Below are 26,197 nucleotides of genomic sequence, written 5' to 3' on the forward strand. Positions count from 1 at the left end.
CCTCACGCGCCTGCGCGGCGGTCTCGGCAGATTCGCGGATCGCTTGGTAGATCGGATGCACCGGATCGCCGGCCTCGATCCGCTCCAGCCCGGCGGCGGCCTCGGCGCGCAACGTCTCGGGCTGAGCGGGGTTGTTGGCGATGTCTTCGAGGTAGCCGATCTTCTCCAGTCTTGTACGACGCGCCGCCGGGGATCATCGCAGCGGCGAGTTCTCGTGCGTCGCCGAGTGCACCTGACGGTCCCGGAAATTTTCCGGGACCGTCATCACCTGGCTGGTTCTCGCTGCTGAACTGGGTTGCGGCCTTGCGGCGGGCGGCGTCTTCGGCCATGACCTGCTTGATCTCGCGGTAGAGACCGGCGGCTTCGAGCTGGGTGTAGGGCTTGTGGAGCATGTTGTCGTCCTGCTCGGCGAGGAGCTGCCCGAGCCGGTCCGACAGGCCGCTTCGCACCCACACGTTGACGGTGCGCCAGCCGAGCCGTTTGATGGCGGCGAGGCGTCGGGCTCCGCAGACGAGCACGCCGTCGATGGTGATGGTCAGCGGTTGCAGGAGGCCGTCGCGTTCGATGGACGCGGCCAGCGCGTCGATGTCGCCGAGGTCGGCGCGGTGCCGTGTGCCGACGAGGATCGAATCGACGGTGCGGTCGAGCTGGATGCTGCCGATCTGCGGCTCGGTCACGACGACTCACCGCCTCCACCACTCGGAGCGGCAAGTGCGAGCGCGAGGATCAGGTCGTCGTCGCGGAGCAGCAGGTCGAGGGTCTCGCCGAGCAGCAGCCGCAGCAGCACGCCGCGCCCGGTCGTGGTGGCCGCGTAGGCCGGGTGCGGGTTCCCGAGCAGTGCTTTGAGCAGGGCGGTCCAGGAGCGGCGCGGCAGATCGAGCAGTGCCCGGGCGTGGCGGTCGCGGCGGAGTGCCTCGTAGGCGGACTGGCGGGTGCCAGCCTTCATCAACGCGCCGCAGACGTGTTCCACCGAGGCACGGGCGGTGTCGGCGGGCCAGTCGAGCAGGCACAAGATCGCGATCGCATCCTCGGCCGCCGATCCGGCGGACATGCACGCCTGCGCCGACCCGAGAACGTCGCGGGGCTCGGTGTCGATGTCGGAGGGGTGGGTGTCGGTGGTGTGGAACGCGGGATGGTAGTCGGCCAGCGCGGTGTCGCGGTCGGAGAATCGTTCGGGGTCGTGGAACGCCGAGACGTGCGCGCGGCGGGCCTGGTGCACCGAGCAGAGCAGGCCTTGGGCGCGTTCCTCGTAGACGCAGGTGATCCGCACGGCGTGGGTGATGATCGCCCACGGGTCGTTGGCTTCGCGGGTCGAGCGGTACTGCATCGCGTCGAACGCCGCCGCGACGGCCTCCCAGGTGTCGAGCTTGTGCTTGCGTGCCAGTGCTCGGTACTTGTCGGCGGCGAACTCCATCAGGTCGCGGGCCACCGGGTCGTGAACCCAGGCATCCTCACCACCCTCATACAGCCGGATCAACAGGGCACGTAGCCCTTCGCTGGTCGTGAAGTCCTCAGCCGGTTCTGGAAAGCCGGTGGTGGTTGTGGTCATGGTGTCGGCACCTCCTGGCAGGCAGGTGCGCACTCGCTCCCACGAGCGCGTCCTCCTGCCGATGCCGTCGGGGTCATGACCTGTCACCACGCTCAGCTCATCGAGACCCCGGACCGGGACACCTGCCGGGTCTGCGGGGCGGTGCTGCGGCCAAACGCTGAGATCGGCGGCAGCCGCCGGGCACGGTCCCCGAGGCGACGGACACCGGCACCGATCGGGGTGCGGGTGCGGCGTGCCAGCTCGGCCTGGAAGTCCAGACCACGCCCGGCGGCGTGTGCCGAGTGTCGGGCGATCAGGTCGGTCGGGCGCACCCACTCCACGCCCCGACCGCGAACGATCGCGTGCTGCTTGTCCTCGCGGGCGACCTGCGCGGCCCGCACCGCCTCCGGTGCCGTCGCTGCTTCCAGAGGCTCGGGACGCTCGCGCGGCTCGCTGGGCACCGGGCGCGCTGGATCGGGCAGGTTCGTGTCGTGGTGCTGCTGGGGGTTGTCGGTGGTGTTCATGGGGTCGTCTCCTCCCGCTCGTCGGCGGTGTCGGTTGTGCCGGTCAGGTGCGCGACGGCGAACCAGCGGCCCACCGTCGAGGGATGCACGCCCAGCTCGCGGGCGATCCTTTTGTTCGACCAGCCGGCCTCCCGCAGTTCCCAGCCCCGAGCCCGCCGATCCGCCGCCGTGCTGCCGTCGTCAGGAGTGCTCAGGTCTAGGTCGCCGGAGGGCAGCGCGTGCGTGGCTTCGCCCGGCGACCGCCGGGAACGACGCGACAGCCGGGCCTCCGGCCTGGTCTCGGGAGTGCGGGTCAGGATGACGGTGAGGTGGGTGATCGCGAGCAGCACGACAGGCGGGACGGCGGCGACGGATGCGGCGAGGATGCGTGGCACGTCGGCGTCTGCGGCGACGACGGCGTGGATGGCGTTCGCCGTCACCGAGACGAGCGCGCCGCCGACCAGCAGCGCCCACGGATACCAGGCCGAACGCTGCCCGGCGAGAGCGACGACGGCGACCGTGGCGACGACGATGATGCCGTCCACGATCAGCGGCCAGGCCCACGCCTGCCCGGCCCCGATCCCAGAGCGTGCGGCGAGATCGGCCAGCGAGGTGAAGGACAGCCAGAACGCGCCAGCGGCGATGAACACCGTCCCGGCGACCGCCGTCAACGCGGCCCAACGTCGCGCCTTGACCTCACGCATCACAGGCCCGCCCGCCCCGACACGGCCGATGGCGTGTTCCCGGCGCGGTCGCACCACCGATCCCTGCTCCGCGTCCCGCCGTGCGACGGGCCTTCGGAGGTGGGCTGGGTGGCACGGTAGGCGGAGCGCACCGTCGTGGTGATCTCGCGATCACTCAGGCCCACCGACTGCGCCGCGGCACCCAGAGCATCGAGCGCGTCACCTGGTGAGATGCCGTTCTCCGCGAGGCGGCAGGCGGCCCAGAACAGCGAGCGGTTCCGTTCGCCCTCACCGCGCCCGGCGACCCATGCGCCCAGTCGTTCAGCATCCACACCCACCTGGCCGGTGCTGGGTCGTGCGGGGGCCACGGGGCGTGGGTCGAGGAAGTCCCGCAACCGGACCGCGTCCACGGGGCCGACCGAGTGCGCAGCGAGGTCGGCGACCCGGTACCGCTTCACGCTGCCGTCGATAATCCGTTGGGAGGGAGGGGCGATGATGTAGCCACCATCGCCCCGGAAATCGACCCCCGCGGCGGCGGCCTGCCACGACCGCTGCTCCCTGCCCGGCGTCGCCGGGAAGTACGCGTGCGTACCACCGGTTGGGGTGCGCACCAGCAGACCCGCTCCGCTGACGAGCCCCGCGTCAGCAGCGCGCTTCCATGCCACGCGGCCATCGGTAGGCCCGTGGACATCGACATCCACCACGACGACACCGGATGTGGCGCCGGTCGGGATGCCGATGTTCGCGTTCGGGGTGCGCGACCACCACGCGGCGACCTGCGCGGGTCGCTGCTCGCGTCGAGGAACCCGCGGCGGGTCAGCGGACGCTTCCCCCCGGGCAGGCACGGGAACACGGGCACGCCCGCCGAAGCGAGGCTGCGCGCCGCCACCGGGAGGCTCGGTGAACCATCCGCGCGAATCAGCGCGGCAAGGACATCGAATGGGTCGGGCATCACAGCCCCCGCCCCGCCAGCACCGGCACACCCGACGGACGCTCCCGCTCCGCCGACGGCGCGGGAGACGCCGCCTGCTTCACGGCGGCCGAGCCGCGCGCGGGTGTGTCGCGTTCGAGTCCGGGTGGGGTGCCGTCGCCGATCTGGAGGGTGTCGAGCTGGTCGAGGATCGTCAGCGCGGTCTTGCGGACGCGTTCGCCGGTGGCCTGCACCACCTGGGCGGGCTCTTGGCCGTCCACGCGGGCGGCCCAGGTCGAGACGTACGGGATCGTGTACCCGGCGGTGTCCATGCCGTGCGCGGCACCGATCATCAGCGCGACGGACTCGGCTTCGACCTCGCGGATGCCGCGATGCTGCCGGGCTTCCTCGTCGTCGGGATCGTGCATCACCACGTGCGCCAGTTCGTGCGCGAGGGTCTTGACCTGCGCGGCAGGGTCCATGTTCTCCCGCACCGCGACCGTGCGCGCCTCGTAGTCGGTCATGCCGTTCGCGCCGGAGATCATCCCCTCGTGCGGCACCCGCAGCACCTCGAACCCCGCGCCGCGAATCTGCCCGGCCAACCCCTCCCACAGCCCCGCAGGTGCTTCACCTTCCAGCAGCGTCGGAGCGGGCGGAACTGGCAATGGTTCTCCGTCGGTCTGGGAGGCATCCCACACGTAGGCCGGGCGCGCTCCGACCATCCGCGAGCGCACCACCTCGCCGGCCTTCGGCTTCTCCCTCGGCCCGAGCCGCCGCCACGAGTTCGGATCGGCAGGATTGGACGAGGCGAACCGGCCCGTCACGGGCGCGAAGATCATGTAGCCCGGCTGGCCCTTCATCACCTGCCGCCCGAGCCCCTGCCACTGCCGGTACCCGGCAACCAGAGTCGGGAAGGGCTCCGGCACCCGGCCCGCCTCGAACGCCGCCTCGTGCTGCACCCAGATCAGCATCGTGTTGTTGAACGACCGCGACCGGAACCGTGCCGCGAAGGCCAGCGCCTGCCGCCAGTCGTCACCCGAGACCAGCGACTCGACCGCGCCGGTCAGCTTCTCGTGCAGCTCGTCGAGCTTCGCCTCTCGCGCCGCGCGGGCGTCCTCGTTCGATGCCATGCTCCGGCCTCCTCTTCGGCGGGCCGCGCCAAGATTGCGCGCGGCGGTACACCTGGCAGGTAGGCGCGAACACCCGCGCCCGGACCGTGAGCTGGACATCGTTCACCTCCCTGAGGCAGCCCGAGCCGAGACCGGGACGCAGCATTGAGCATGCTCAAAATGTCCTGGAGTCCTGTTCTAACACCGACCGTTGAGCATGCGCAAGCCTTGATTTGTGCATGCTCAACGAGTAGGTTTGAGCATGCACAACCACCCTCCGGGGTGGATCACATGGATGCCTTGCCCGTCGCGAAGGGAAGGGGGTCACCGTTATGACCGAAGACGAGAGCCAGGCTGCGGCCGAAGACCTCGCCAAGCGTCTGCGGCTCCTGATGGATGTCGCCGTCGCCGAGTCCGGCACGGAACCGACCTACTCGCAGATCGCCGACTACCTCCGCGAACGAGGCACCAACCTGTCGCGGTCGCGCTGGACGTACATGGTCAACGGCCACCGCTACGTCCAAGACCCCGCCGTCTTCGAGGGGCTGGCCGCGTTCTTCGGCGTGGACGCCGCGTTCCTGCTCGGTGAGAACGGTGCCGCTACCCCCGAGAAGGTCTCAGCGCAGCTCGATCTGGTTCGGTCCATGCGGGCAGCGAAGGTGAAGTCCTACGCAGCGCGCACACTCGGCGACATCTCGCCGAAAGCACTCAATGCCATCACCAAGTTCCTGGACGAGGAAATGACACACATGCCCGAGCACTGACCGGTACCGCACGACACGGAGCCGATACCGGTCTCTGCTCCCCACAGACAAGGGGCGAACCGTGAATATCGAACAGACCGTATCGGCGGCCGTCGCGGGCCTTCATCTCGGCAACACTTTCACCTTCGACAACCTCCGCCACACCGTCCAAGACCGGCGGCACCGGCGGCTCCGCATCGTCGAACTCGCAGACCTCGACGCCCACGACGGCCTTTGCGCGGCATTGCTCTCCACCGACGCCGAAGACTTCGTGCTCCACGCCCGCAGCGACTCCGCACTCCATCGCCAGCAGTTCGTGCTCCACGAGCTTGCTCACATGATCCTCGGGCACTGCGACGGCGACGACTGCGCCGTCGAGGAAGCACTGCTGCCCAACATCCCGCCGTACACCCGCGCACGCCTGCTCACTCGGCAAGACCTCGACAGCGAAACCGAGATTGCCGCCGAGTCCCTCGCCGACCGGCTCGCCGCCGGCATCCGAGGATCGGTGTTCGCCGAGACGGCCTACTCGGAGGTCTTCGGATGATCCAGACGCTCGTCGCGACGCTCATGTGGGCGCTCGTGGCGAGCCTGCTCATCTTCCGCCGCAAACGCACCGACCGCAGCATCACCTACGCCGCGATCACCATCGCCATCGCGATGACCCTGAACGTCGATGGCATCTACACGGTCGTCGATCCGCGCCTCGGCGGCACGAACATCGCGACGCTGATCGCGGACGCGCTCCTGATGACCGGGCTGTTCTTCCTCGGGCGCGGCGTCATGAAGTCCGGCGAGTACCGGCCCAGGTTCGTCCGCGCCGCCGTCAGCGCACCCATGTCCTGCTCATCGCGCTACTCGCGATCACCGCATCGTTCCTGTTCATCGACCGCGGCACCACCACCACACGATTCATGAGCGACCTCGGCGCACAGCCAGCAGCAGCGGTCTACTCAATCATCAACTTCAGCTACGGAGCACTCGTCATCGCGACGATGCTCGTCCTCGCAGCCCGGCAGTATCGGCACAGCGCCGGCATCCAGCGCCTCCCCGCCGCGCTGCTCAGCCTGGGATCGGCGTTCGGTGTCACGCTCTGCCTCGCCGTAATCGTCATGGACATCGCCCACGCCGCCGACCACCTCGACCTCATGCACGTCATCCAGGCCGCCTACGATCCGCTGTCCGTCCTCACTTTCGTTTTCCTCTGCGCCGGGTTCGCGGTCCAGCCCGCCGTCCGCCGAGCCCAGCACCGCGCCCGACGACGGAACACGATCTCGTTCACGGCGCAGCTGGAGCCGCTCTGGCTCCGAGCGACACGCGCGCGACCCGGGCTGAGCCAGGCCGACCCCCTCGCCGCCAACAGCGAAGACCCCGAAGGACACCTCCACCGAGTGATCGTCGAAATCCGCGACGCGATGATCGACCCCCGCATCACCTTCGACATCAGCACCGACGACCGCGACCTACTCGAACGCGCCGAGAGCCACCTCGTCGGAAGCGATAGCGCCCTCGCAGCGACCTTGCCCGTTCCCGACGTTGAGGAGCGTGGAGCGTGATCGGCCGCATCGTGCTTGGCGGCGGGATCGCGGCGGCAGCGGCTGCCGGGCTCGGGTGGACCATCGCGCGGCGACTCACGGCACCCGTCGGCCCACGCACGTTCGACCTCACCATCCGCAGCGTTGAGCACGACGACAATGGCGACCTGATCGTTCTCGACCGAACCGAGCAGACCACCGCGCACGGCATCTACAACCTCTGGTTCGAGCACGGCGGCTGGGCACAGCTCGCCGCAGAAGTCCACGACCGCGGGCCAACCCGCATCGCGCGACTGATCACTGGAACAGCCTCAGACCTCGCGCCGAGAGCCGGTGATCGCACCTCGTGGAGCGGCATCTACTACGCGACCCCGCACGAGGCCGGACTCGACGCACGCAACATCACCATCACGACCCCCGCAGGAAGCTGCCCGGCCTGGCGCATCGACGGCGACCCATCGACCTGGGCAATCCACATCCACGGCCTCGGCAGCACCCGCGCCGGCACCCTCCGCGGCGTCCTCGCCGCAACCGAACTCGGCTACACCTCCCTCGTCGTCAGCCACCGCACACCACAGAAGGGCCACGAGTCGGCACCGGCCGAACAACCCTCGGCCACACCGAGACGAGCGACGTTGACGAAGCTATCGGATACGCCGTTCGACGCGGAGCGCAGCAAGTCGTGCTCTTTGGCTGGTCGATGGGGGCCGCCATCGCCCTCCAACTCACCGACCACCCCCGACACCAAGGGCTGATCGCCGCACTCGTACTCGACTCACCAGTCCTCAACTGGACCGAAGTCATCAAGACCAACTGCGCCCGAAGCGGAATACCCGTAGCAGCCGGACACCTCGCGATCCCGTGGCTCACCAGCGGCGCACTGGCACGCGCGACAGGCCTGCCAGACCGCATCCCACTCCGCTCCTTCAACTGGACCGCTCGAGCCGCAGACCTCACCACGTCGACCCTGATCCTCCACGGCACCCGAGACGACTCCGTACCGCTCCAGCTCTCACAAGCACTCCGAAACGCCCGCCCGGACATCATTGAGTTGGAGACCTTCGACGCCGGCCACACGCTCTGCTGGAACACCGACCCCGACCGATGGCAGGACGCAGTGACCGCCTGGCTCCAGGCGCGTGTCCCACGCTGATCGGCTGAACGGAGCGACCAACCTCGGCACCCATCTCGTTCGGCCACGCCCGGAGAAACCCCACTCAAGCCGTACCTCCGCCGGTATCATCGTGAGTGTTGGCCTGCCTGGCCATAGAGCGAGGGAGGACCAACGTGGCTGAGCCGTGGCTGTCCGCAGACGACATCGCCGCCCACCTCGGGGTCACCAAAGACACCGTCTACACCTGGATCGCCGAGAAGGCCATGCCCGCCCACAAGGTCGGACGCCTCTGGAAGTTCCAAGCCAGCGAGATCGACGACTGGGTGCGCCGAGGTGGTGCTGCCGCCGACTCCGACCCCTCTCCGCCGGGGTGAGCGCTTCGCTCGCTTCGAGTCGCCGCTGACACTTTGTCGGTGGCACCCCATATCCTGATCCACTGCCCAAAATCGGAAGGAGGCACCAGATGAGCATCGCGTCTCAGGGACATGACCGATACGCCCTGTCCTTCACCAGCGGTGCCCTCCTGACTCGGGAGGCGGTCATCGCCGCGCCGCTGTTCCTTGAGGTTCGTGACTGGAACGCGGTCCGCAATCGGCTCCGTGCAGAGAACCTGCTCCAGGCTCGAACGGCCTCGTCGGGGTTCCGGCTGGCACGCGAGGTGGCCCAGCGCTTGGCGGTGCTCACGGACGCCGAACTGGACCTGCTGCAAGACGCCAGCCCCAGTGAACGCGGTCACCTGATGTGGATTGCGGCATGCCGCCGCTACGCGTTCATCGGCGACTTCGCCGAGGAAGTTGTGCGCGAACGCTTCCTGCTGCTCACCCCCACGTTGGGCTATGACGACTTCGACAGCTTCGTTCGCGGCAAGGCCCTATGGCACCCGGAACTCGCTGAGGTGAAGGACTCGACGTTGCAGAAGCTCCGGTCGACGGTGTTCAGGATGCTGACCGAGGCCGGCTTGCTCGTTGACGATGAGATCGTCCATGCACCCTTGTCCGAGCGAGTCCGAGATGCGCTCGATGCACAGGTTCAAAGCGACGTTCGGTTCCTCCCCACTCGTGACAACAAGGAGGTCGCGCTGTGATGTCCCATGAACTCACTCGCCAGGAAGAGCATCTGTTTGCGGTGCTCAGTGGCGATCGCTTCTTGAAGATGGAGGGATTGTCGAACGAGGTCCCGTTCTTCATATACCCGTACGAGCCGGAACATGCTCTCGATGTGGCCAAGGCGAAGAAGCGAGTCAAGAACCGTCTGGCCAGCAGCGGCATCGAGGTCCGCGAGATCAACCTTTACGACCTTTCGGTCGAGGTGCTCAAGGCGCGTGGAGACTGGGACGAGGTGCTTGAGGTCGAGCCCGAACTGGACAAGGTCGAGTTCACCGAAATGTTGCAGTCCATGCTCAACCCGCAGCAGCACCTCGCACCAGCGATCCGAGCACGACTCGCAGACGGCGACTTCGACATCGTGTTCCTGACCGGGATCGGCGAGGTCTTCCCCTACATCCGCTCCCACAACGTGCTCAACAACTTGCAGAGCGTCGTGGTGGGCCGACCGATGCTCATGTTCTTTCCCGGCCGCTACGAGCAGTCCGACACGCTCGGCTCATCGCTGGTGCTGTTCGGCAGGTTGAAGGACGACAAGTACTACCGCGCCAAGAACATTCTGGAACAGGAACCGTGACCGCCATGCACCTCACTGAGATTTTCGCCAAGGACGTTCAGCGGCCCATCGAGGGCGTCATCAAGGCTGATGACGTTGCCCACCTGGGCACCGAGGTCGACGAGTACGTCCTGACCAACGAGGCCGCCAAGGGGCTCGAAATCCTGCTTGAGGCCTACACCAACTACACCAACGCCAACGGTGTCTGGATCTCCGGCTTCTTCGGCTCCGGTAAGTCGCACCTGTTGAAGATGCTCGCGCACCTCCTCGGCGACGTGGAAGGCGACGATTTCCCCCGTGAACGCGTCTCAGAAAGCTTCCGCGCCAAGGCGACGGATGCCTTCCTTCCGCCGCTGCTCAACAAGGCCGAGCGCATCCCGGCGAAGAGCCTGCTGTTCAACATCGACCAGAAGGCCACCCTGATCAGCAAGGACCAGACTGATGCCCTGCTGCGGGTCTTCGTGAAGGTCTTCGACGAGTCCCGCGGCTACTACGGCGATCAGGGCCACATCGCGCGGTTTGAGCGGCAGCTCGACGACGAGGGCCAGCTCGACGCTTTCAAGGACGCGTTCCGTGCGGTGTCGGGACGTGACTGGGTGGAGCGCCGCCCGAGCTTCGGGCTCCCGACCGTACGCCGCCAGGTCAACGAGGCATACGCCCAGATCACCGGACTTGACGCGACGAACACACCCGACATCCTCAAGACGTACCAAGACACCTACTCGGTGTCGATCGAGGACTTCGCCGACGAGGTCCGCGCATGGCTGGACAAGCAGCCCGCGGGCTACCGACTGAACTTCTTCGTCGATGAGGTTGGACAGTTCATCGGCTCCAACACACACCTGATGCTGAACCTTCAGACCATCGCCGAGTCTCTGAACACGAAGTGCGGCGGCCGAGCCTGGGTGTTCGTGACCTCGCAGGAGGACATGGACAAGGTTGTCGGCGACCGCACCAAGCAGCAGGGCAACGACTTCTCGAAGATTCAGGCCCGGTTCAAGACCCGAGTGAAGCTCACCTCCGCTGACGTGGAAGAGGTCATCCGCAAACGCCTCCTGGAGAAGAACGACAAGGGCACCCAGGTCCTCGAAGCCGTCTACGCGCAGGAGTCGGCGAATTTCAAGACCCTGTTCGACTTCGTTGACGGCGCGAAGACATATCGCAACTTCACCGACGAGGGCCACTTCGTCGGCACCTACCCGTTCGTGAGCTATCAGTTCCCGCTGTTCCAAGCGGCGATCGAGGGCATCTCCGACCACAACGTGTTCGAGGGCCGCAACAGCTCCGTCGGCGAGCGCTCCATGCTCGGCGTCGTGCAGCAGGTCGCCAAGGACATCGGCGATGTCGAGATCGGCTCGCTGGCCACCTTCGACGCCATGTTCGCCGGTATCCGTGCTTCGTTGAAATCCGCAGCCCAACGCTCTATCGACCGTGCCGAGCGTGACCTCCCCGACAGCGGCTCACCGGTCACCAAGCTCGCGGTACGGCTCCTCAAGGCACTCTTCCTGGTGAAGTATGTCGAGAGCTTCCAAGCCACCCCGCGCAACCTGACCGTGCTGATGTATGACCGGTTCGGGCTTGATCTACCCGCCTTGTCCAAGCAGGTCCAGGAAGCGCTCACGCTCTTGGAGACGCAGACGTACGTGCAGCGCAACGGCAACCTCTACGAGTACCTGACCAACGAAGAACAGGTGATCGAGGAAGAGATCAAGAACGTCGAGATCGACTCCTCCGAAGTCTCAACTCGGCTGAACAAGATCCTCTCCGGCGATGTCATCAAGACCTCCAAACTCCGCTACGCCAAAAACGGTCAGGACTTTGCGTTCGGGTACAAACTCGACGACCAGGCATTCGGCCAGCAGCGTGAACTCTCAGTGCACTTCATCACTCCCGAGTACCCCTACGGACCGGAGGAGATTCGGATGCACTCGGCAGGCAAGGACGAACTGCGCGTGATCCTGGCCCCCGACGACCGGGTGCTGGCGGACCTCCGGCTGCTGATCAAGACCGAGAAGTACACCAAGCGCAAGCAGACCAGCTCGCTGTCGCCGGTCGAGGAACAGATTCTGCGCGCCAAGGCAACCCAGAACGCCCAACGGGAGAAGGAACTGGTCGAGCGCATCCGCCGCGCCGTCGGACGCGCCGGTCTCGTGATCAATGCCGCAGACCTCACAGCGGGTTCGGAGGACGCGCTCACCCGGATTACCGAGGGATTCCAGGATCTCATCGCTCGCACCTACACGCAGCTCAGCCTCCTCGGCGGGCGCACCTACTCCGAGCAGCAAGTCGCTGGGTTCGCGAACCCCGACCAGTCCGCGATGATCGACGACTCCTCGATCCACGCGCTCGCCGCACCGGCTGATGAGGTGCTGTCGTACCTGCTGCAACGAGACCGGCTCGGTGAGCAAGTCACCGTCAAGAAGATCGTCGATCACTTCCAGGCCAAGCCCTACGGCTGGGACCTTCCCTCTATCGAGTGCGTCACGGCTTGGCTCGTCGGCACCTCGAAGATCACCCTCACCGTCGACTCGAACACCCTTAAGCGCAGCGAAGTCGCCGCCGTGTTGCGCAACACACAGAAGCACTCCCATGCCGTCGTCGCCCCGCAGAAGACGTTCGACCAGCGCAAGATCGCAGCGCTGCGCACCTTCTGTACGGACTTCTTTGATGAGCCCACGGCGCCGAAGGACCCGCTCGAACTGGCCCGGCACGCGAGCGAACGCCTCCGCGCCAAGTGTGAGGAGCTCAAGGCGCGAGTCAGCGGCTCGAAGTACCCCTTCGTGACTCAGCTCGAAGCCCCCATCGCACTGCTGGAATCCGTGGTTGGCAAGCCTGACGACTGGTACCTGAGCGACTTCGCGCTCGCGGACGATCTGCTCGATGCGAAGACCGACATCATCGACCCGATCCAAGCCTTCTTCGGTGACGAGAAGCAGCGAGGCGCTCAGCGCAAGATTTTTGACGAGGCGACCCAGCTGCTCGCCGACAACGCCAGCAACCTCAACTACCTCCCCTCGGGCAGCAGTCAGGAGGTGGCGCAGCTCCTCGCCGATCCACAAGCCTTCCGCGGTAACCGGATGACCAAACTCAAGGCAGCCGCCGTCGAGCTCCAATCCCGCATCGACGAAGCGCTCGCAGCCAACCGTGATGGAGCAGTCTTGGAGATCGACTCCCGGTGGGCGCCTCTACAGACCAGCACGATCTATCTGAAGGCCACGGACGACGCACAGCGAAGCGTGAGCCAGAAGGTCAACGCGATCCTCGATCGGATCAGCCGGGAGAACCAGATCGCCGTCGTCCGCGAGATCGCGAACACCTTCGAGGAACGCACCTACCCAGCCATCCTCGACCAACTCGCCGCGTCCCCAAGCGTCAGCACTGCAAACGATAGCGACGAGCCGACACCGATCAAGAAGCAGACCGTCTCGGTCAAGAGCATCAGTGCCCCCGGCATACACGGGGTGCTGGAGACCGAAGAAGACATCGATCGCTACCTCGACGCGCTGCGCGTAGCACTGGTCCAGGCTCTCAACGACGACAAGCGCATCGCGCTGTAGGAGACAACACGCATGGATACCGCACCGCTGAAGAGCTTCGCCACCTGGGCCAGGCGCGAACTCATCACCCAGGTCAGCGCCCGGCTGGCAGCCGTACTCGCGCCCGCGTCACCAGAGCGAGTCGAGAACCAGCACGCCGTGGCCGTGCTCGAACGCGACATCACGGCCGCGGGCGGCGGCGCCAAGGGCAAGGACACCATCGCTGACAAGGTCGCCTACACCTGGTTCAACCGCATCATCGCCCTCCGCTTCATGGACGCCAACGGATACACCGGAATCGGCATCGTCTCGCCAGCCCACGGCCAGCAGACCGGGCAGCCAGAGATACTCGCAGATGCCAAGCGTGGCAGCATCGACCCCGCTGTTGTCAGCAACAATCGCACTCTCGACACGATCGTCGGACTGCTGGATGGAACCCGCCCCAGCCCAGACCCCCAAAGCGAGGCCTACACGCTTCTGCTCGCCGAGTACTGCCGCTGCTGGAACCGTTCGATGCCGTTCATGTTCGAGCGTGAGGGGGACTATACGGAACTCCTCATTCCCGCAAACCTCCTCGCCGCAGACTCCATCCTCACCAAGGCCACGGAAGCACTCACCGAGCAGGTCTGCCAGGACGTCGAGGTCATCGGCTGGCTCTACCAGTTCTACATCTCTGAACGTAAAGACGAAGTCTTCGCCGGATTCAAGAAGGGCAATAAGGCCGGAGCTGCCGAAATCCCCGCTGCGACACAGCTCTTCACCCCGCACTGGATCGTCCGCTATCTAGTCGAGAATTCCGTTGGCCGACTCTGGATGCTCAACCATCCGTCCTCTCGGCTCGTCGAGCAGATGGACTACTACATCGCACCTGTCGACGAAGAGACGGACTTCCTCAAGATCACCGCGCCCGAAGAGCTGACGGTCATAGACCCGGCCTGCGGCTCTGGTCACATGCTCACCTACGCCTTCGACCTGCTCCACGCGATCTACGAGGAGGAAGGCTACCCACCCTCCGAGATCCCCGAACTGATCCTCACTCACAACCTCTATGGCACCGAGATCGACCCGCGCGCTGGATCGTTAGCGGCGTTTGCATTGGCGATGAAGGCCCGTGGTAAGCAGCGAACCTTCTTCAACAAGCAGGTCGAGCCGAGAATCTGCGTGATTGAACCGATCTCATTCAGCCCCGACGAGTTGGACTCCCTCATCAGCAAGGATGGGGACAAGCACGCCGAGGAGGCGTTCTGGAACCAGTTCACCGAGGCCGACACTCTTGGGTCTCTCATCAAGCCGGACCTGGGCCTGACTACTCGCCTCGCGATGCATCTTGAGGCTCTTGATGATGAAGGCGACCTGCTAAAGGTAGACGTAATCGTCCGGGCCGAACGCGCCGTGCGGCAGGCCGGCTTCCTTGCCCGCAATTACGCCGCTGTCGTCGCCAATCCGCCCTACATGGGCGGCGGGAACATGGGGCCCGCACTCACGCGCTTCGGGAAGGAAACCTATCCGGCTTCGTGGTCCGATCTGTTCGCCATGTTTATCGAACGGTGCCTCACTTTAGCTGCGCAAGATGGTCGCGTAGCCATGATTACGATGCAGTCTTGGATGTACCTCACGTCATTTGAGAAGTTGCGGACGCGACTGCTTGATGCATCATCCATTGACGCGCTTGTGCATCTGGGACCAGGGGCCTTCTCCACTATCGGCGGCTCTGTCGTGTCCACTTGCGCCTTCGTGCTCCATGCCGGTCGTGTCACAGACCATCCGGGCTACTACGTTGATTTGACTGCTTCCATCGGTGAGGTTGGTAAGGAAGAGGGCTACCTCGCTTCGCTGCGCACAGGCAGCGGGCACACCTTCCGTGTCCCATCACCACACTTCCAACTCGTTCCAGGTGCTCCAATCGCCTACGATCTCGATGAGCGTCGGGTGTTCACGCGCCAGAACCTCGGGAGTCGCTTCACTTCGGCAGGACGTCTGAAGACGCACAACAATGCCCGCTACGTACGTCACTGGTGGGAGGTATCTGCGGCAAGCGGGGACAAGTGGCGGTTCTTGCACAACGGCGGAACCCGAGCGGCATTCTATGGCAACGACGAGGAGGTCGCCGACTGGTCGATCGACGCCCAACGCAACTACGCCGCAAACGGGGGGATGCCTAAGCCCGAAGCGATGGGTCGTCTGGGAGTCACCTGGACGCTAGTCGGCTCCGCTGCTGATTCCTTCCGCCTTCGAGGGGCTGACGATCTCTTTAGCTCGGGTAGCCCGACGATTGTCTGTGACAGCGAAGAGGAGGCTTGGGCCTACCTGGCCGTACTGAACTCCTCGGCCGCAGCAAGGCTCCTCGAGGCAATCAATCCGACCATGAACACAGTGGTCGGCAACATCCTCTCTCTGCCGACGTTGGGAGCTGCGTCCCTCGACCAACTTGCGCCATTGGCTAGAGCGGCCTATCGGCTAGCCGATGAGCGACACGAGTATCGCGAGACCAGCCCGAAGTTCGTAGCTAGTACCGCGCTTTGCGATGGCGTCCAGAAGTCTTCATTGCGCGAGGTAGCCAGTGAGCGGCGAGAGCAGGCGCGGGAGGAATCGGAGGCTGTCGCCCGAACGCTCTCAGCTATCGACATAGTTGTCTCCGAGGACTGGGGTATGGCATGCCCGAAAAGGGAGCCGAATGCAGCGCCAGACATAACTGCATGGGATGAAGCACTGGCGAGAGATCTTGTTTCGCACGCGGTCGGCTGCATGTTTGGTCGCTACAGCCTCGATGAGCCGGGGCTGGTCCTGGCCGACCAGGGTGCAACCGTGCAGGACTATCTCGCCAAGGTACCGGAGCCTGCGTTCGCTCCTGATGCAGACAACGTTCTGCCGATTGTTGACGGCGAGTGGTTTGAGGACGACATCGTGGCGCGTTTCCGACAGTTCCTGCGGGTAGCGTTCGGCGAGGAGCACTTCGAGGAGAATCTGCGGTTCGTTGAGGAGTCACTCAGCGTCAAGACTCTGCGGGAGTACTTCGTTACCCGCGCTGGGCGGTCGAGGTTCTACGACGATCATGTGAAGCGGTACAAGAAGCGCCCGATCTACTGGCTGTTCTCCAGCCCGCGAGGGTCGTTCAATGCGCTGATCTACATGCACCGCTACACGCCTTCGACGGTGTCGACGGTGCTCAACGAGTACCTGCGTGAGTTCGAGTCGAAGCTGGAAGCGAATCTTCAGCACCAGGAGCGTCTCGCAGCCGGTGATGGTACGCCTCGCGAGAAGGCAGCGGCACTGAAGGAGGCTGAGCGGCTTCGCAAGGTGCTGGTGGAGCTCAGTGAGTATGAACATGACGTGCTTTACCCCCTGGCATCGCAGCAGATCGCAATCGATCTCGATGATGGGGTGAAGGTCAACTACCCGAAGTTCTACCCGGCCCTCAAGAAGATCACGGGGTTGGAGGCTGTCGATGACTGAGATTGCTCGGAGCAGCGGCGGCGGAGGGGCAGAGCGAGCCCTGATTGCTCGCGCCTCAGCGGTGATCGAAGAGGGGCAAGCTGCGGCCGCTCGCCAGGCCAACCTGGCTCTCACGCTGACCTTCTGGCGGCTCAGCCGCCTCGTCGGCGAGGAGGTGCTCGGCTCGGAGCGCGCAGCCTACGGGGAGCAGATTGTCGTCTCACTGGGACGACAATTGAGCTGGGCCCACTTCCGGGCGCTGATTCCTCTGAAGTCTCCCGAAGCCAGTGCCTTCTACGTGCAGGAGGCAGTAGGCCAGGGGCTGAGTGTTCGCGGCCTGCGGCAGCGGATCGCACGGAAGGGTTACGAGCGGCTTGAGATCGCTAACGCGCAGATCGTCGTCAAGACCGCCGTGCCGCGCGATGTGTTCCGCGACCCGTATCTGCAGGACTTCCTAGGTCTGGAAGACACCTTCCACGAACGCGATCTTGAGGCCGCGATCCTCCGCGACATGGAGGCCTTCCTGCTCGAAGCGGGGAACGGCCTCACCTTCGTCGAACGGCAGAAGCGGATGATCATCGACGACGATGACTACCACCTCGATCTGCTCTTCGTCAGCCGACCATTGCGCCGCCTCGTCGCCGTCGAACTGAAGATCGGCAAGTTCAAGGCCGCCTACGAGGGCCAGATGAAGCTCTACCTCAAGTGGCTTGATCGCTACGAACGTCGAGAAGGCGAAGAGTCGCCGATAGGTCTGATCCTGTGTACGGAGACGAGCCGCGAGCAAGTCGAGTTGCTGGAGATGCACAAGGACGGGATCGTCGTCGCGGAGTACTGGACTGCGCTGCCTCCGAAGGCTGAGTTGAAGGCGCGCATCCAGCCGATTTACCGAGCGGCATCCGAACGGGTCGCAAGGCGCGAGATCGAAGTGCCCTCAGAACAGGGGGATGCTGAATGAGCTCACTCAGCGCAGTCCTGCCGCACCTGGAACAGCGGTTCGAGTCGCAGCGACTCGTCTTCTGGCACGACGCCGAAGGCGAGTACGCCTCTGACCTCGACGCACTCCACCTCGCCGGGATTACCACGTTGCGGGTAGAGAACAACGAGTACGCCGTGAAGAACCGAGTGCTCCACGACGAGCCAAGCGGCAAGTTCCTCCTTTACCGAGGCGCGCCGGTGCCTTCGGGCATTGGCAACTGGCTGCTTGATCTTGAGCTGGCTTACGGAGTCTTCACTGCTGACCGGACCGCGCTCGTGAGTCAGGACCTCGGTCTCAGTGGTAACGGGATCGTCGAGGTGGTGCGGGAGCACGAAAAGTTCTTCCGTGCTGGGAAGCGAGTCCAGAGCCTCAAGGCACTCCTCGCGACGGACGACGACGCCGACAGGTTGCAAGCGAAGATGTCGGCCGTGGTGCTTGGTCAGCGCGAGCACAGCATGCTGGAGCTCACGCGCGCGTTGCTGATCGAGAACGCGCGGGGCGCGCACACCAAGTACTCCGCGCTGGTCGAGCAGGGTTTGGACGGTTTCCACTGGGCCGGCGTTGCCAGGATTTACGGCTACGAAGCAAGTGAGCCCAGCGTCGATGACTTCGTGCTGTGGATGTTCCGGCAGGCAATCAACGGGTTCGCGTCAGACACGCCCGGAGCCCTGCGCAACATTCAGCTCGACTTCGCGAGCCTGCGCAACGACCGGCGCAGCGCGGATGCTCTCGCCATCCTGGCTCGGAGTGCAGCGGAGAGTCTCGACTACGCCAGCAGCATCGAAGACGCAGAACTTGCTGACCTGGTGGGTAACGACCTCTTCGAGGACGTGGAGCGCAAGGTCATCAGTGCGCTCGCTCACGCGGTCGTCAGCCGGACCATGAGCGCGCGCGAGGTGTCCGAGGTGATCCGTGCTCGCCAGAGCAGCATCTGGGTCGACGGATACCGGGAGCTGTACGCGGCACTCGGTGCCGCCTCTGACCTGCTGAGCGAACTCGCGACGGCGCGATTCGAGATCGCCTCATTTGATGAAGGGCTTGACCGGTACCGCAAGCACTGGTTCCGTATCGACCAGCTCTACCGGCAGTTCCACTTCGCCGCCCGCACCACCGAGTACGCCGGCCCACTCGAAGCGCTCCGGGTCGAGGTGGAGAAGCACTACGCGAATCGGTACCTCTACGAACTTGGCAACTCCTGGCAGCAGCAGGTCGATGCTGTGCACGACTGGCGGTCCGTCACGCTCCGCCCGCAGACGAGGTTCTTCACCGATCACGTCGAGCCGATTGTCCGTAAGGGCAACCGGAAGGCCGTCGTCATCATCTCCGATGCGCTGCGCTACGAGGTCGCCGAAGAATTGGGTTCACGTATCCGTCAGGAAGACCGCTTCGACGCGGAACTCGACACGATGCTGGGCGTGCTTCCGAGCTACACCCAACTCGGTATGGCCGCCCTGCTTCCGCACAAGACGCTGGCCCACTCGCACGATGGCGACCCGGTGCTCGTTGACGGCCAGCGTTCCGACGGGACGGCGAACCGCAACAAGGTGCTGGCTCCGGTGGACGGGTTCGCGATCCAGGCAGAGGACGTCCTCGCGATGCCGCGCGGCGAACTGCGCGAACTCTACGGAGCGCACCAAGTGCTGTACGTGTACCACGACCGGATCGACGCCGCAGGCGACAAGGCCCGCACCGAACGTCAGGTGTTCGAGGCCGCCAACGACGCGCTGCGCGAACTGGTCGACCTCATCAAGCGACTGACGAACGCGAACGCCACGAACATCCTGGTGACTGCTGACCACGGCTTCCTCTACCAGGACACCGCGCTTGCCGATGTCTCCTACCTCTCGACCAAGCCGCAGGGGGACGAGCTCGTGGTGACGAACCGTCGATACGTGCTCGGCCGGGGACTCAAGGATGATCCCGCGTTCCGAAAGTTCGAGCCTGAACAGCTCGGGCTGAGTAGCGACCTTGAGGTGCAGCTTCCCAAGTCGATCCATCGACTCAAGCTGCCGGGCGCAGGCTCCAGGTTCGTCCACGGCGGCGCCGCACTCCAGGAAATCGTTGTTCCGGTGCTCACCGTCAACAAGAAGCGCAAGAGCGACACTCGCCCCGTCAACGTCGAGGTGCTGCCCGAGACGGACAAGATCACCACCGGCCAGCTCGTCGTGAAGCTCTTCCAGTCCGAGCCGGTTGGCGAGAAGGTCCAGGCTCGCACGCTACGCGGCGGCCTCTACGTCGGCGAGACCCTGATCTCGAATCAGCCCGAGCTGCTCTTCGACCAGCCCTCCGATGACAAGCGCGACCGCTACCAGAGTGCACGGATGCTCCTCAGCCAGGACGCCAACGAGTTCAACAACCGCACGGTCGAGTTCCGGCTCGAAGAGCAGATACCCAACACAACCCAGTGGCGCGTCTACCAGCGGGCTCAGTACCTGCTCAAGCGCTCGTTCACATCGGACTTCGATTTCTAGAGGAAGCAGCAGCCATGACGGACACCGAGAGCCACTCCGGCGAGACACCGAGCGGCGAGCCCGGCACACCGCAGCAGAGCGATCTTGACTATAAGATCAACCTGCTGTTCGGCGGCTCTGTCGTCCGCAAAGACCTCGTCAAGGCCGTCAAGGGCAACGCGATCGTCCCCTCCTACGTTCTTGAGTACCTGCTCGGCCAGTACGCCGCCTCCGACGACGAAGCAACGATCCAGGCGGGTATCGACGCGGTGCGAAAGATTCTTGCCGACCACTACGTGCACCGCAACGAGTCGGAACTGGTGAAGTCCACCATCCGCGAGAAGGGTCGCCACCGGATCATCGACAAGGTGACAGTGACGCTGAACGACAAGCAAGATGTGTACCAGGCTTCGTTCGCCAATCTGGGGCTTACCGGCGTGATCGTCGAACCCTCGACAGTGAAGGCGAACCCGAAGCTGCTGGTCGGCGGCGTGTGGTGCATCTGCGACATCGAGTACTTCCACAGCGATGACGCCCGCGTCGTGCCTTGGATTCTGGGGAGCCTGAAGCCGATCCAGATGTCGAGTTTTGACTACGAGGGGTACCTTGCGTCGCGGACGGGGTTCAATACTGAGGAGTGGATCGACCTGCTGATCCAGTCCATCGGGTTCAACCCTGAGATGTTCGGGCGGCGGGCCAAGTTGCTGCAGCTCGTACGTCTCATCCCGTTCGTTGAGCGGAACTACAACCTGGTTGAGCTGGGACCGAAGGGCACCGGCAAGTCGCACATCTACTCCGAGTTCTCGCCCCACGGCATGCTGATCTCTGGTGGCGAGGTCACCGTTCCCAAGCTCTTCGTCAACAACGCCAACGGCCGCATCGGCCTCGTCGGCTACTGGGACGTCGTCGCCTTCGACGAGTTCGCCGGCAAGAAGAAGCGCACCGACAAGGCGCTCGTCGACATCATGAAGAACTACATGGCGAACAAGTCGTTCTCCCGTGGCGTCGAGACCCTTGGAGCTGAAGCGTCGATGGTGTTCGTGGGCAACACCTCCCACAACGTGCCCCACATGCTCAAGCACTCTGACCTCTTCGACGAGCTTCCGGAGGCGTACCACGACTCCGCCTACCTCGACCGACTCCACTTCTACATCCCCGGCTGGGAGGTAGACACGATCCGCAGCGAGATGTTCTCCTCCGGCTACGGCTTCGTCGTCGACTACATCGCCGAAGTGCTGCGATCTATGCGCAACACCGACTACTCCGACCGCTACCAGCAACACTTCACCCTCGGCTCAGACATCTCCACACGAGACCGCGACGGCATCCACAAGACCTTCTCCGGGCTGATGAAGCTCATCTACCCCGGAGGCGAGGCAACGCAAGAGGAGATCGAAGAACTGCTGCGCTTCGCCGTCGAAGGACGCAAGCGCGTCAAGGACCAGATTCTTCGGATCGACTCCACAATGGCCGCCGTCAACTTCGGCTACTCCGACAAGACCGGTGCCTGGCGCGGTGTCACGACACTGGAAGAGGACGAGTACCCCGACTACTATCAAGCTCGCCGCCCCGAGACCGAGCATGAGGCAGAGCCGTCGGCGGAGTCCGAGCCCGCGCAAGAAGAAGCCAAAGTTGTGGCTCCAGTGGCGCCAGAGGTGGCGGCGCCCCTGTTCGAGGGACACCGGGAGTTCCAGGAGAACCAGCGTGGAGTCTCGTACGAGACGCTGCTCATGCCCTACCTGCGCGGTGCCACCGACATCACCATCGTCGACCCCTACATCCGGCTCCCGCACCAGGGACGCAACCTCGTCGATCTGCTCGCTCTGCTGGCAGCGGCCAAGGACCCTGCCGACGAGATCGCGGTGACGCTGGTGACCAAGGAAGATCGCGGCGAGTACGCCCAGCAGCACCTCCTCATGCTCAAGGACATCCAGGACAGCGCCGCCACCGTCGGCATCCAGTTCACCGTCAACTGGGATGAGACCATCCATGACCGGTCGATCCGCACGGAGCACGGCTGGAAGCTCCTCCTCGGACGCGGCCTCGACATCTTCCAGAAAGGTTCTGGTAGCCAGTTCGACCTCGGCTCCCGCCGCCAGGAGTTCCGTCAGGTCTTCGCGTTCGGCATCACCTACATTCGCGAGACTGAAACCGAGGCGAACTGATGAAGGTTCGCCAGCTGGAAATCGAGAACTTCCGTGGTGTCCGCGCGGGCAAGGTTGTCTTCGCCGACAACACTCTGCTGGTTGGTGGGAACAACGTCGGCAAGTCAACCGTCTGCGAGGCTCTTGACCTCGTCCTTGGGCCCGAGCGCACGAGTCGGCGCCCTGTTGTGGACGAGCACGACTTCCACAGGAGCACATACGTGGACGCTGACAAGAAGGCCGTCCCGATCATTATTCGCGCAGTTGTTGTTGACCTGCCCGACGAAGCACGCCGAAGGTTCGGAGGCCACCTCCGACGGTGGAACGACACGGATCGGAGCTTCGTCGATGATCTGGAGAATGGCGCGGAGCACGCTGACGACGAGGGCGTAACCTGGGCGCTTCAAGTCTCCTTCCGCGCGCGATATGACGCCGTCGAGGACGACTTCGAAGCTGATACGTTCTTTGAGCATCCACTTCCGGAACTTGACGAGCTTGATGACGACGAGGCGAGTTCACTCGGCGAGGGACGCGATCGTTTCACCAGGGCTCACAAGCGGCTCTGCGGGTTCGTGTATCTCCGCGCTCTGCGCACTGGATCGCGAGCGCTTGGACTCCAGCGCGGGTCACTCCTCGACACGGTCCTCCGGCTGAGCGAAGAGGGTTCTGCCGAGATGTGGATGGAAACGCTTCGGCAGATGCGTGACCTCGACCCGGCGATCGGTGCAATCCCAGACCTGGAGTCACTCCTCACTCAGATTCGCGAACGAGCGGGCGGTTTCGTTCGGCTGGCAGGCAACGAGGACGCCACGGCCTTCTTTGCCTCGGACCTCACCCGTGAGCACCTTCGGGAAGTCGTGAGGCTGTTCGTAGCGACAGGGCCAAGTGATCACGCCGTCCCCTTTACGCGACAAGGGACAGGCACCGTCAACCTCTTGGTCTTCGCGTTGCTCACGATGATTGCTGACTTGAAAGAGCGACAGTCCGTCATCTTCGCGATGGAAGAGCCCGAAATCGCGCTCCCTCCACACACTCAGCGCCGAGTAGCGCGGTTCGTGAAGAGGGAAATGGGGCAGGCCATCGTGACGTCGCACTCGCCGTACGTCATTGAGCAGTTCGAACCGAACGAGATCGTCATGCTCAGTCATGAATCCGGCGGCGACGTGGAGGGTATGCCCATCGACCCAGCGGGCATCAAGCTGAAGAGCTATCGCAGCCAACGTCGCCAATTCTCCGAAGCAATCCTGAGCCGGGGAGTCCTCGTCGTCGAGGGCGAGACCGAAGCGTCCATTATCCCGATCGCAGCAGCAGTCTTGGAGACGTCGAGCGCTGACTATATCCACCCAGACCTTGCTGGCGTCACCATCTTCACCGCGAACGGCGACGGCGACGTGCCCCGATGGGCACCGATCCTCCGAGCGCTTGGCAAGGTCCCGTTCGGAATGGTCGACAAGCAGGGCAAACCGTACAGCGGAGTCAACGCAACGGCCCTCAAGTCCTTCGAGGAGTTTTGGGAGTCGCCGGTCGAAGGTATCGAAGAGCTGATCGTTTCCCAGGTACCGACTGCCGTGCTGCGGCGCTTCATGGACGAAGCGGTTCAACTGCCAGATTTCCCGACACACCAGGCGAAGTACGACTCCTCGACCACGGATGCCCAGCTCCCCGAGATCGCACTGAAGACACTGAAGGCGCGCAAGGGCGATGCCTACGGCTATGCCGCATTGCTCATCGAAGGCTGCCAGAGCCGAGACGACCTGCCAGAGTTCCTGGTTGCTGCTCTCGAACGGATAAACGAAGTCTTGTCACCGGCAACCACTGCCGCTGACGCTTACGGGCGGCCCGTTGACGATGAAGCTGCTGACGGCGACGAATGAACATCACTCTCTCCGATGTGGGCCTGTCCGCACTTGAGGCGGACGGGCCTGTGCTCGTCACCGGCGGGCCTGGATCGGGGAAGACCACTCTCGCGCTCCTCAAGGCGCAGCGGCAGATCGCCTCGCTAGAACCCGGCCAAGAGGTTCTCTTCCTGAGCTTCTCGCGGGCGGCCGTTCGACAGGTGCTTCTGAGGTGTAAGGACATCCTCACCGCGGGGGAACGCAGACAGATCGCAGTGAGGACGTACCACGCCTTCTGTATGGACATCCTCAGGAGTCACGGTCGTCTCCTCAACGGGAAGCCTCCAACCATCCTGTTCCCTGGTCCTGAACGGCTCGCCAAGGCCCAGTACGGCGGCGACTGGGCGGTAGAAGTGCAGCGCCTGGCTCTTGAGGAGGGAAGATACGCCTTCTCCATCTTCGCCGACCGCGCTGCTGCCCTCCTCGCCCACTCGTCGAGCGTTCGGGAGCTGATCTCGGAAATGTACCCAATCGTGATCCTCGACGAGTTTCAGGACACCGACGATGCGCAGTGGGCGCTCGTGCAGCAACTCGCGCTCGACAGCACTCTGGTAACGCTCGCCGATCCCGACCAGCGGATTTTCGACTACCAGGCGGACATCGATCCACGTCGGCTGGACCAGTACCGCGCAGCCTTTTCGCCGGAGGAGTTCGACTTCGGTGGTACTAATCACCGCAGCCCCAACGCGAGCATCTTGTCCTTTGCGGATGCCGTCATGACAAACGAGGCACTGCCGTCCACCAGCGATGTGAAGCAACTCTCCACGTACCAGAGGAGCCACGAAGCCTCGGTACATGCTGCCGTCACTTGGATGATGTCGCAGCTTCGAAAGGCCGGAATCGAATCTCCAAGCGTCGCAGTTTTCGGTCGGTCGAATGGCTACGTGAGCGACATCTCGCTCATGCTCGGCAGGGAGCACACGTACAAGCAGCACACTCTGAATCCACTGGAACATCACGTCGTTTGGGATGCAGAGCTGACGGCCGCAGCTGCCCAAGTCGTTGCTTCGATCCTTGAGTGGCCGCTCCGCGAGATCACGTCAGCGGCGGCGTCCACTCTGGACTGCATTGCGGACTTCTACGACATGAAGAACGCGGAGCATCCAAGCAAGTCTGCCCAGACCACAGCAGCCAGCTACCGCGCGGCAGCATCGAACGTCCGAGCAGGCAAGGAACCTCGATCAGCAGCCGCGAAGGCCGTCAAGCGCGCCTGCGAGGCCGGTCTCGCCTTCTCGGGTGACGCGATCGCTGACTGGCTCACTGCGCGCGCGATCCTGGAGTCCAGCGACAAACTCGCGGAACTGCTCACCGCCGCGCGGTTCGTAAGGCTCTTCCGAGCAACCGATGAGATCGGCGGACGACTGACAGCACAGTGGGCCGAATCTGGAACCTACCAAGGTGCCCGAATCATCGTCCAACGCGCCCTCAATATGGGAAAGTTGCTGGCGACCGAGACCGAGCCTCGTGGGGTTGTGCTGATGACCTTGCACAAGTCCAAAGGCAAGGAGTTCGATGGTGTCGTCATCGTGGAGGGCCAGTACGCCGGGGCATTCTTCAACGAGAAACGAGAAAGACCACCCTTCGCCGCGACTCGCCGCCTCCTCCGCGTCGGGATCACCAGAGCACGTCACCAGGTCATTCTCGTGCGCCCGAGTACCGCGCCACCCCTCACGTGTCCTCCGGCATCTGAAGGGCCCGCAGCATGAAGGCGCGACACGACTGGAGCCCCCAGGCGCGTGATCAGTTCTTCGGACCTGAACCGATGGCTCGTGATCCGCTGCCAGTGCACTCCGAAGCGGTTGAACGTTGCCGCTCGGTCCTGGGCGCAGCCCACCACGAGAGCCTTCGCGCCCTGTCAAGCAACGAGGCCACCACCTACCTCCTGGAAGTCGTGGAAGGTGCCGCCATCACGTGCATCCAGCCGCAGGTCGGCCAGATCGCCGAGAACGGCGCCGAGAGCCCGTAGAGGTCGAGTTG

The 26,197-nt window shown here is 64.3% G+C and carries 23 protein-coding genes; 17 read left to right on the forward strand and 6 right to left on the reverse strand.

Annotated features, from left to right (window positions below; genetic code table 11):
* Positions 1–2: 2 nt before the first annotated feature.
* From IPJ61_RS07785 to IPJ61_RS07810, 6 genes are all read right to left on the reverse strand, one after another.
* Positions 3–677, reverse strand: a complete 675-nt coding sequence (locus IPJ61_RS07785) for a ParB N-terminal domain-containing protein (protein WP_297105051.1) — start codon at positions 675–677, stop codon at positions 3–5.
* Positions 674–1,549: a hypothetical protein gene (locus tag IPJ61_RS07790; RefSeq protein WP_297105054.1), complete on the reverse strand. Its 876-nt coding sequence runs from the start codon at positions 1,547–1,549 to the stop codon at positions 674–676. The genes IPJ61_RS07785 and IPJ61_RS07790 overlap by 4 nt, the downstream gene beginning before the upstream one ends.
* 92 nt (positions 1,550–1,641) lie before the next feature.
* On the reverse strand, positions 1,642–2,052 hold the full coding sequence (locus IPJ61_RS07795; protein WP_297105057.1) for a hypothetical protein: 411 nt from the start codon (positions 2,050–2,052) through the stop codon (positions 1,642–1,644).
* On the reverse strand, positions 2,049–2,735 hold the full coding sequence (locus IPJ61_RS07800; RefSeq protein WP_297105060.1) for a helix-turn-helix domain-containing protein: 687 nt from the start codon (positions 2,733–2,735) through the stop codon (positions 2,049–2,051). The genes IPJ61_RS07795 and IPJ61_RS07800 overlap by 4 nt, the downstream gene beginning before the upstream one ends.
* Positions 2,735–3,559: a bifunctional DNA primase/polymerase gene (locus IPJ61_RS07805; protein WP_297105063.1), complete on the reverse strand. Its 825-nt coding sequence runs from the start codon at positions 3,557–3,559 to the stop codon at positions 2,735–2,737. The genes IPJ61_RS07800 and IPJ61_RS07805 overlap by 1 nt, the downstream gene beginning before the upstream one ends.
* A 106-nt stretch (positions 3,560–3,665) precedes the next feature.
* On the reverse strand, positions 3,666–4,754 hold the full coding sequence (locus tag IPJ61_RS07810) for an ImmA/IrrE family metallo-endopeptidase (RefSeq protein WP_297105066.1): 1,089 nt from the start codon (positions 4,752–4,754) through the stop codon (positions 3,666–3,668).
* A gap of 311 nt (positions 4,755–5,065) precedes the next feature.
* On the opposite strand from IPJ61_RS07810, the gene IPJ61_RS07815 reads away from it, so the two are divergent.
* The 17 genes from IPJ61_RS07815 to IPJ61_RS07895 all read left to right on the forward strand — a co-directional run bounded on the left by IPJ61_RS07815 (position 5,066) and on the right by IPJ61_RS07895 (position 26,186).
* On the forward strand, positions 5,066–5,497 hold the full coding sequence (locus IPJ61_RS07815; protein ID WP_297105070.1) for a hypothetical protein: 432 nt from the start codon (positions 5,066–5,068) through the stop codon (positions 5,495–5,497).
* 61 nt (positions 5,498–5,558) lie between these two features.
* On the forward strand, positions 5,559–6,023 hold the full coding sequence (locus tag IPJ61_RS07820) for a hypothetical protein (protein WP_297105073.1): 465 nt from the start codon (positions 5,559–5,561) through the stop codon (positions 6,021–6,023).
* On the forward strand, positions 6,020–6,394 hold the full coding sequence (locus IPJ61_RS07825; protein WP_297105076.1) for a hypothetical protein: 375 nt from the start codon (positions 6,020–6,022) through the stop codon (positions 6,392–6,394). The genes IPJ61_RS07820 and IPJ61_RS07825 overlap by 4 nt, the downstream gene beginning before the upstream one ends.
* Positions 6,391–7,032, forward strand: a complete 642-nt coding sequence (locus IPJ61_RS07830; protein ID WP_297105078.1) for a DUF6545 domain-containing protein — start codon at positions 6,391–6,393, stop codon at positions 7,030–7,032. Before IPJ61_RS07825 ends, IPJ61_RS07830 begins: the two co-directional genes overlap by 4 nt.
* Positions 7,029–7,766 carry a hypothetical protein gene (locus IPJ61_RS07835; protein ID WP_297105641.1) on the forward strand — a complete coding sequence of 246 codons (738 nt, stop codon included), beginning with the start codon at positions 7,029–7,031 and terminating at the stop codon, positions 7,764–7,766. Before IPJ61_RS07830 ends, IPJ61_RS07835 begins: the two co-directional genes overlap by 4 nt.
* Positions 7,658–8,164 carry an alpha/beta hydrolase family protein gene (locus tag IPJ61_RS07840; RefSeq protein WP_297105610.1) on the forward strand — a complete coding sequence of 169 codons (507 nt, stop codon included), beginning with the start codon at positions 7,658–7,660 and terminating at the stop codon, positions 8,162–8,164. Before IPJ61_RS07835 ends, IPJ61_RS07840 begins: the two co-directional genes overlap by 109 nt.
* A 134-nt stretch (positions 8,165–8,298) precedes the next feature.
* Positions 8,299–8,499: a helix-turn-helix domain-containing protein gene (locus IPJ61_RS07845; protein ID WP_128773205.1), complete on the forward strand. Its 201-nt coding sequence runs from the start codon at positions 8,299–8,301 to the stop codon at positions 8,497–8,499.
* Between the two features lie 89 nt (positions 8,500–8,588).
* Positions 8,589–9,209, forward strand: a complete 621-nt coding sequence (locus IPJ61_RS07850; RefSeq protein WP_297105085.1) for a DUF1819 family protein — start codon at positions 8,589–8,591, stop codon at positions 9,207–9,209.
* Positions 9,209–9,805 carry a DUF1788 domain-containing protein gene (locus IPJ61_RS07855; RefSeq protein WP_297105088.1) on the forward strand — a complete coding sequence of 199 codons (597 nt, stop codon included), beginning with the start codon at positions 9,209–9,211 and terminating at the stop codon, positions 9,803–9,805. The genes IPJ61_RS07850 and IPJ61_RS07855 overlap by 1 nt, the downstream gene beginning before the upstream one ends.
* Positions 9,806–9,810: 5 nt before the next feature.
* Entirely contained in the window at positions 9,811–13,341 is a 3,531-nt protein-coding gene (gene brxC / locus IPJ61_RS07860) for a BREX system P-loop protein BrxC (RefSeq protein WP_297105091.1), read from the forward strand.
* Between the two features lie 12 nt (positions 13,342–13,353).
* Entirely contained in the window at positions 13,354–16,773 is a 3,420-nt protein-coding gene (gene pglX, locus IPJ61_RS07865) for a BREX-1 system adenine-specific DNA-methyltransferase PglX (protein WP_297105094.1), read from the forward strand.
* Positions 16,766–17,710: a PDDEXK nuclease domain-containing protein gene (locus IPJ61_RS07870; RefSeq protein WP_297105097.1), complete on the forward strand. Its 945-nt coding sequence runs from the start codon at positions 16,766–16,768 to the stop codon at positions 17,708–17,710. Before pglX ends, IPJ61_RS07870 begins: the two co-directional genes overlap by 8 nt.
* Entirely contained in the window at positions 17,707–20,202 is a 2,496-nt protein-coding gene (gene pglZ / locus IPJ61_RS07875; protein ID WP_297105100.1) for a BREX-1 system phosphatase PglZ type A, read from the forward strand. Before IPJ61_RS07870 ends, pglZ begins: the two co-directional genes overlap by 4 nt.
* A gap of 14 nt (positions 20,203–20,216) precedes the next feature.
* A complete protein-coding gene (brxL, locus tag IPJ61_RS07880) occupies positions 20,217–22,346 on the forward strand; it encodes a BREX system Lon protease-like protein BrxL (RefSeq protein ID WP_297105103.1) in 2,130 nt (709 codons plus the stop codon).
* Positions 22,346–24,199, forward strand: coding sequence for an ATP-dependent nuclease (locus tag IPJ61_RS07885; protein ID WP_297105106.1), 1,854 nt, complete (start codon positions 22,346–22,348; stop codon positions 24,197–24,199). Before brxL ends, IPJ61_RS07885 begins: the two co-directional genes overlap by 1 nt.
* Positions 24,196–25,926, forward strand: a complete 1,731-nt coding sequence (locus tag IPJ61_RS07890; protein ID WP_297105110.1) for a UvrD-helicase domain-containing protein — start codon at positions 24,196–24,198, stop codon at positions 25,924–25,926. Before IPJ61_RS07885 ends, IPJ61_RS07890 begins: the two co-directional genes overlap by 4 nt.
* Positions 25,923–26,186 carry a hypothetical protein gene (locus IPJ61_RS07895; RefSeq protein WP_297105113.1) on the forward strand — a complete coding sequence of 88 codons (264 nt, stop codon included), beginning with the start codon at positions 25,923–25,925 and terminating at the stop codon, positions 26,184–26,186. The genes IPJ61_RS07890 and IPJ61_RS07895 overlap by 4 nt, the downstream gene beginning before the upstream one ends.
* The last annotated feature ends 11 nt before the right edge of the window (positions 26,187–26,197 follow it).

Origin of the sequence: Tessaracoccus sp. (assembly GCF_016714275.1) — a bacterium.
Classification (GTDB): domain Bacteria; phylum Actinomycetota; class Actinomycetes; order Propionibacteriales; family Propionibacteriaceae; genus Arachnia.

Excerpts from the sequence above, each read along its gene's own strand:
- IPJ61_RS07895 (WP_297105113.1), top strand. The coding sequence starts at position 25,923 with ATGAAGGCGCGACACGACTGGAGCCCCCAGGCGCGTGATCAGTTCTTC.
- IPJ61_RS07810 (WP_297105066.1), bottom strand. The coding sequence starts at position 4,754 with ATGGCATCGAACGAGGACGCCCGCGCGGCGCGAGAGGCGAAGCTCGAC.
- IPJ61_RS07825 (WP_297105076.1), top strand. The coding sequence starts at position 6,020 with ATGATCCAGACGCTCGTCGCGACGCTCATGTGGGCGCTCGTGGCGAGC.
- IPJ61_RS07870 (WP_297105097.1), top strand. The coding sequence starts at position 16,766 with ATGACTGAGATTGCTCGGAGCAGCGGCGGCGGAGGGGCAGAGCGAGCC.
- IPJ61_RS07830 (WP_297105078.1), top strand. The coding sequence starts at position 6,391 with ATGAGCGACCTCGGCGCACAGCCAGCAGCAGCGGTCTACTCAATCATC.
- brxL (WP_297105103.1), top strand. The coding sequence starts at position 20,217 with ATGACGGACACCGAGAGCCACTCCGGCGAGACACCGAGCGGCGAGCCC.
- IPJ61_RS07795 (WP_297105057.1), bottom strand. The coding sequence starts at position 2,052 with ATGAACACCACCGACAACCCCCAGCAGCACCACGACACGAACCTGCCC.
- brxC (WP_297105091.1), top strand. The coding sequence starts at position 9,811 with ATGCACCTCACTGAGATTTTCGCCAAGGACGTTCAGCGGCCCATCGAG.
- IPJ61_RS07890 (WP_297105110.1), top strand. The coding sequence starts at position 24,196 with ATGAACATCACTCTCTCCGATGTGGGCCTGTCCGCACTTGAGGCGGAC.
- pglZ (WP_297105100.1), top strand. The coding sequence starts at position 17,707 with ATGAGCTCACTCAGCGCAGTCCTGCCGCACCTGGAACAGCGGTTCGAG.
- IPJ61_RS07855 (WP_297105088.1), top strand. The coding sequence starts at position 9,209 with ATGTCCCATGAACTCACTCGCCAGGAAGAGCATCTGTTTGCGGTGCTC.
- IPJ61_RS07815 (WP_297105070.1), top strand. The coding sequence starts at position 5,066 with ATGACCGAAGACGAGAGCCAGGCTGCGGCCGAAGACCTCGCCAAGCGT.
- IPJ61_RS07800 (WP_297105060.1), bottom strand. The coding sequence starts at position 2,735 with ATGCGTGAGGTCAAGGCGCGACGTTGGGCCGCGTTGACGGCGGTCGCC.
- IPJ61_RS07850 (WP_297105085.1), top strand. The coding sequence starts at position 8,589 with ATGAGCATCGCGTCTCAGGGACATGACCGATACGCCCTGTCCTTCACC.
- IPJ61_RS07885 (WP_297105106.1), top strand. The coding sequence starts at position 22,346 with ATGAAGGTTCGCCAGCTGGAAATCGAGAACTTCCGTGGTGTCCGCGCG.
- IPJ61_RS07790 (WP_297105054.1), bottom strand. The coding sequence starts at position 1,549 with ATGACCACAACCACCACCGGCTTTCCAGAACCGGCTGAGGACTTCACG.
- pglX (WP_297105094.1), top strand. The coding sequence starts at position 13,354 with ATGGATACCGCACCGCTGAAGAGCTTCGCCACCTGGGCCAGGCGCGAA.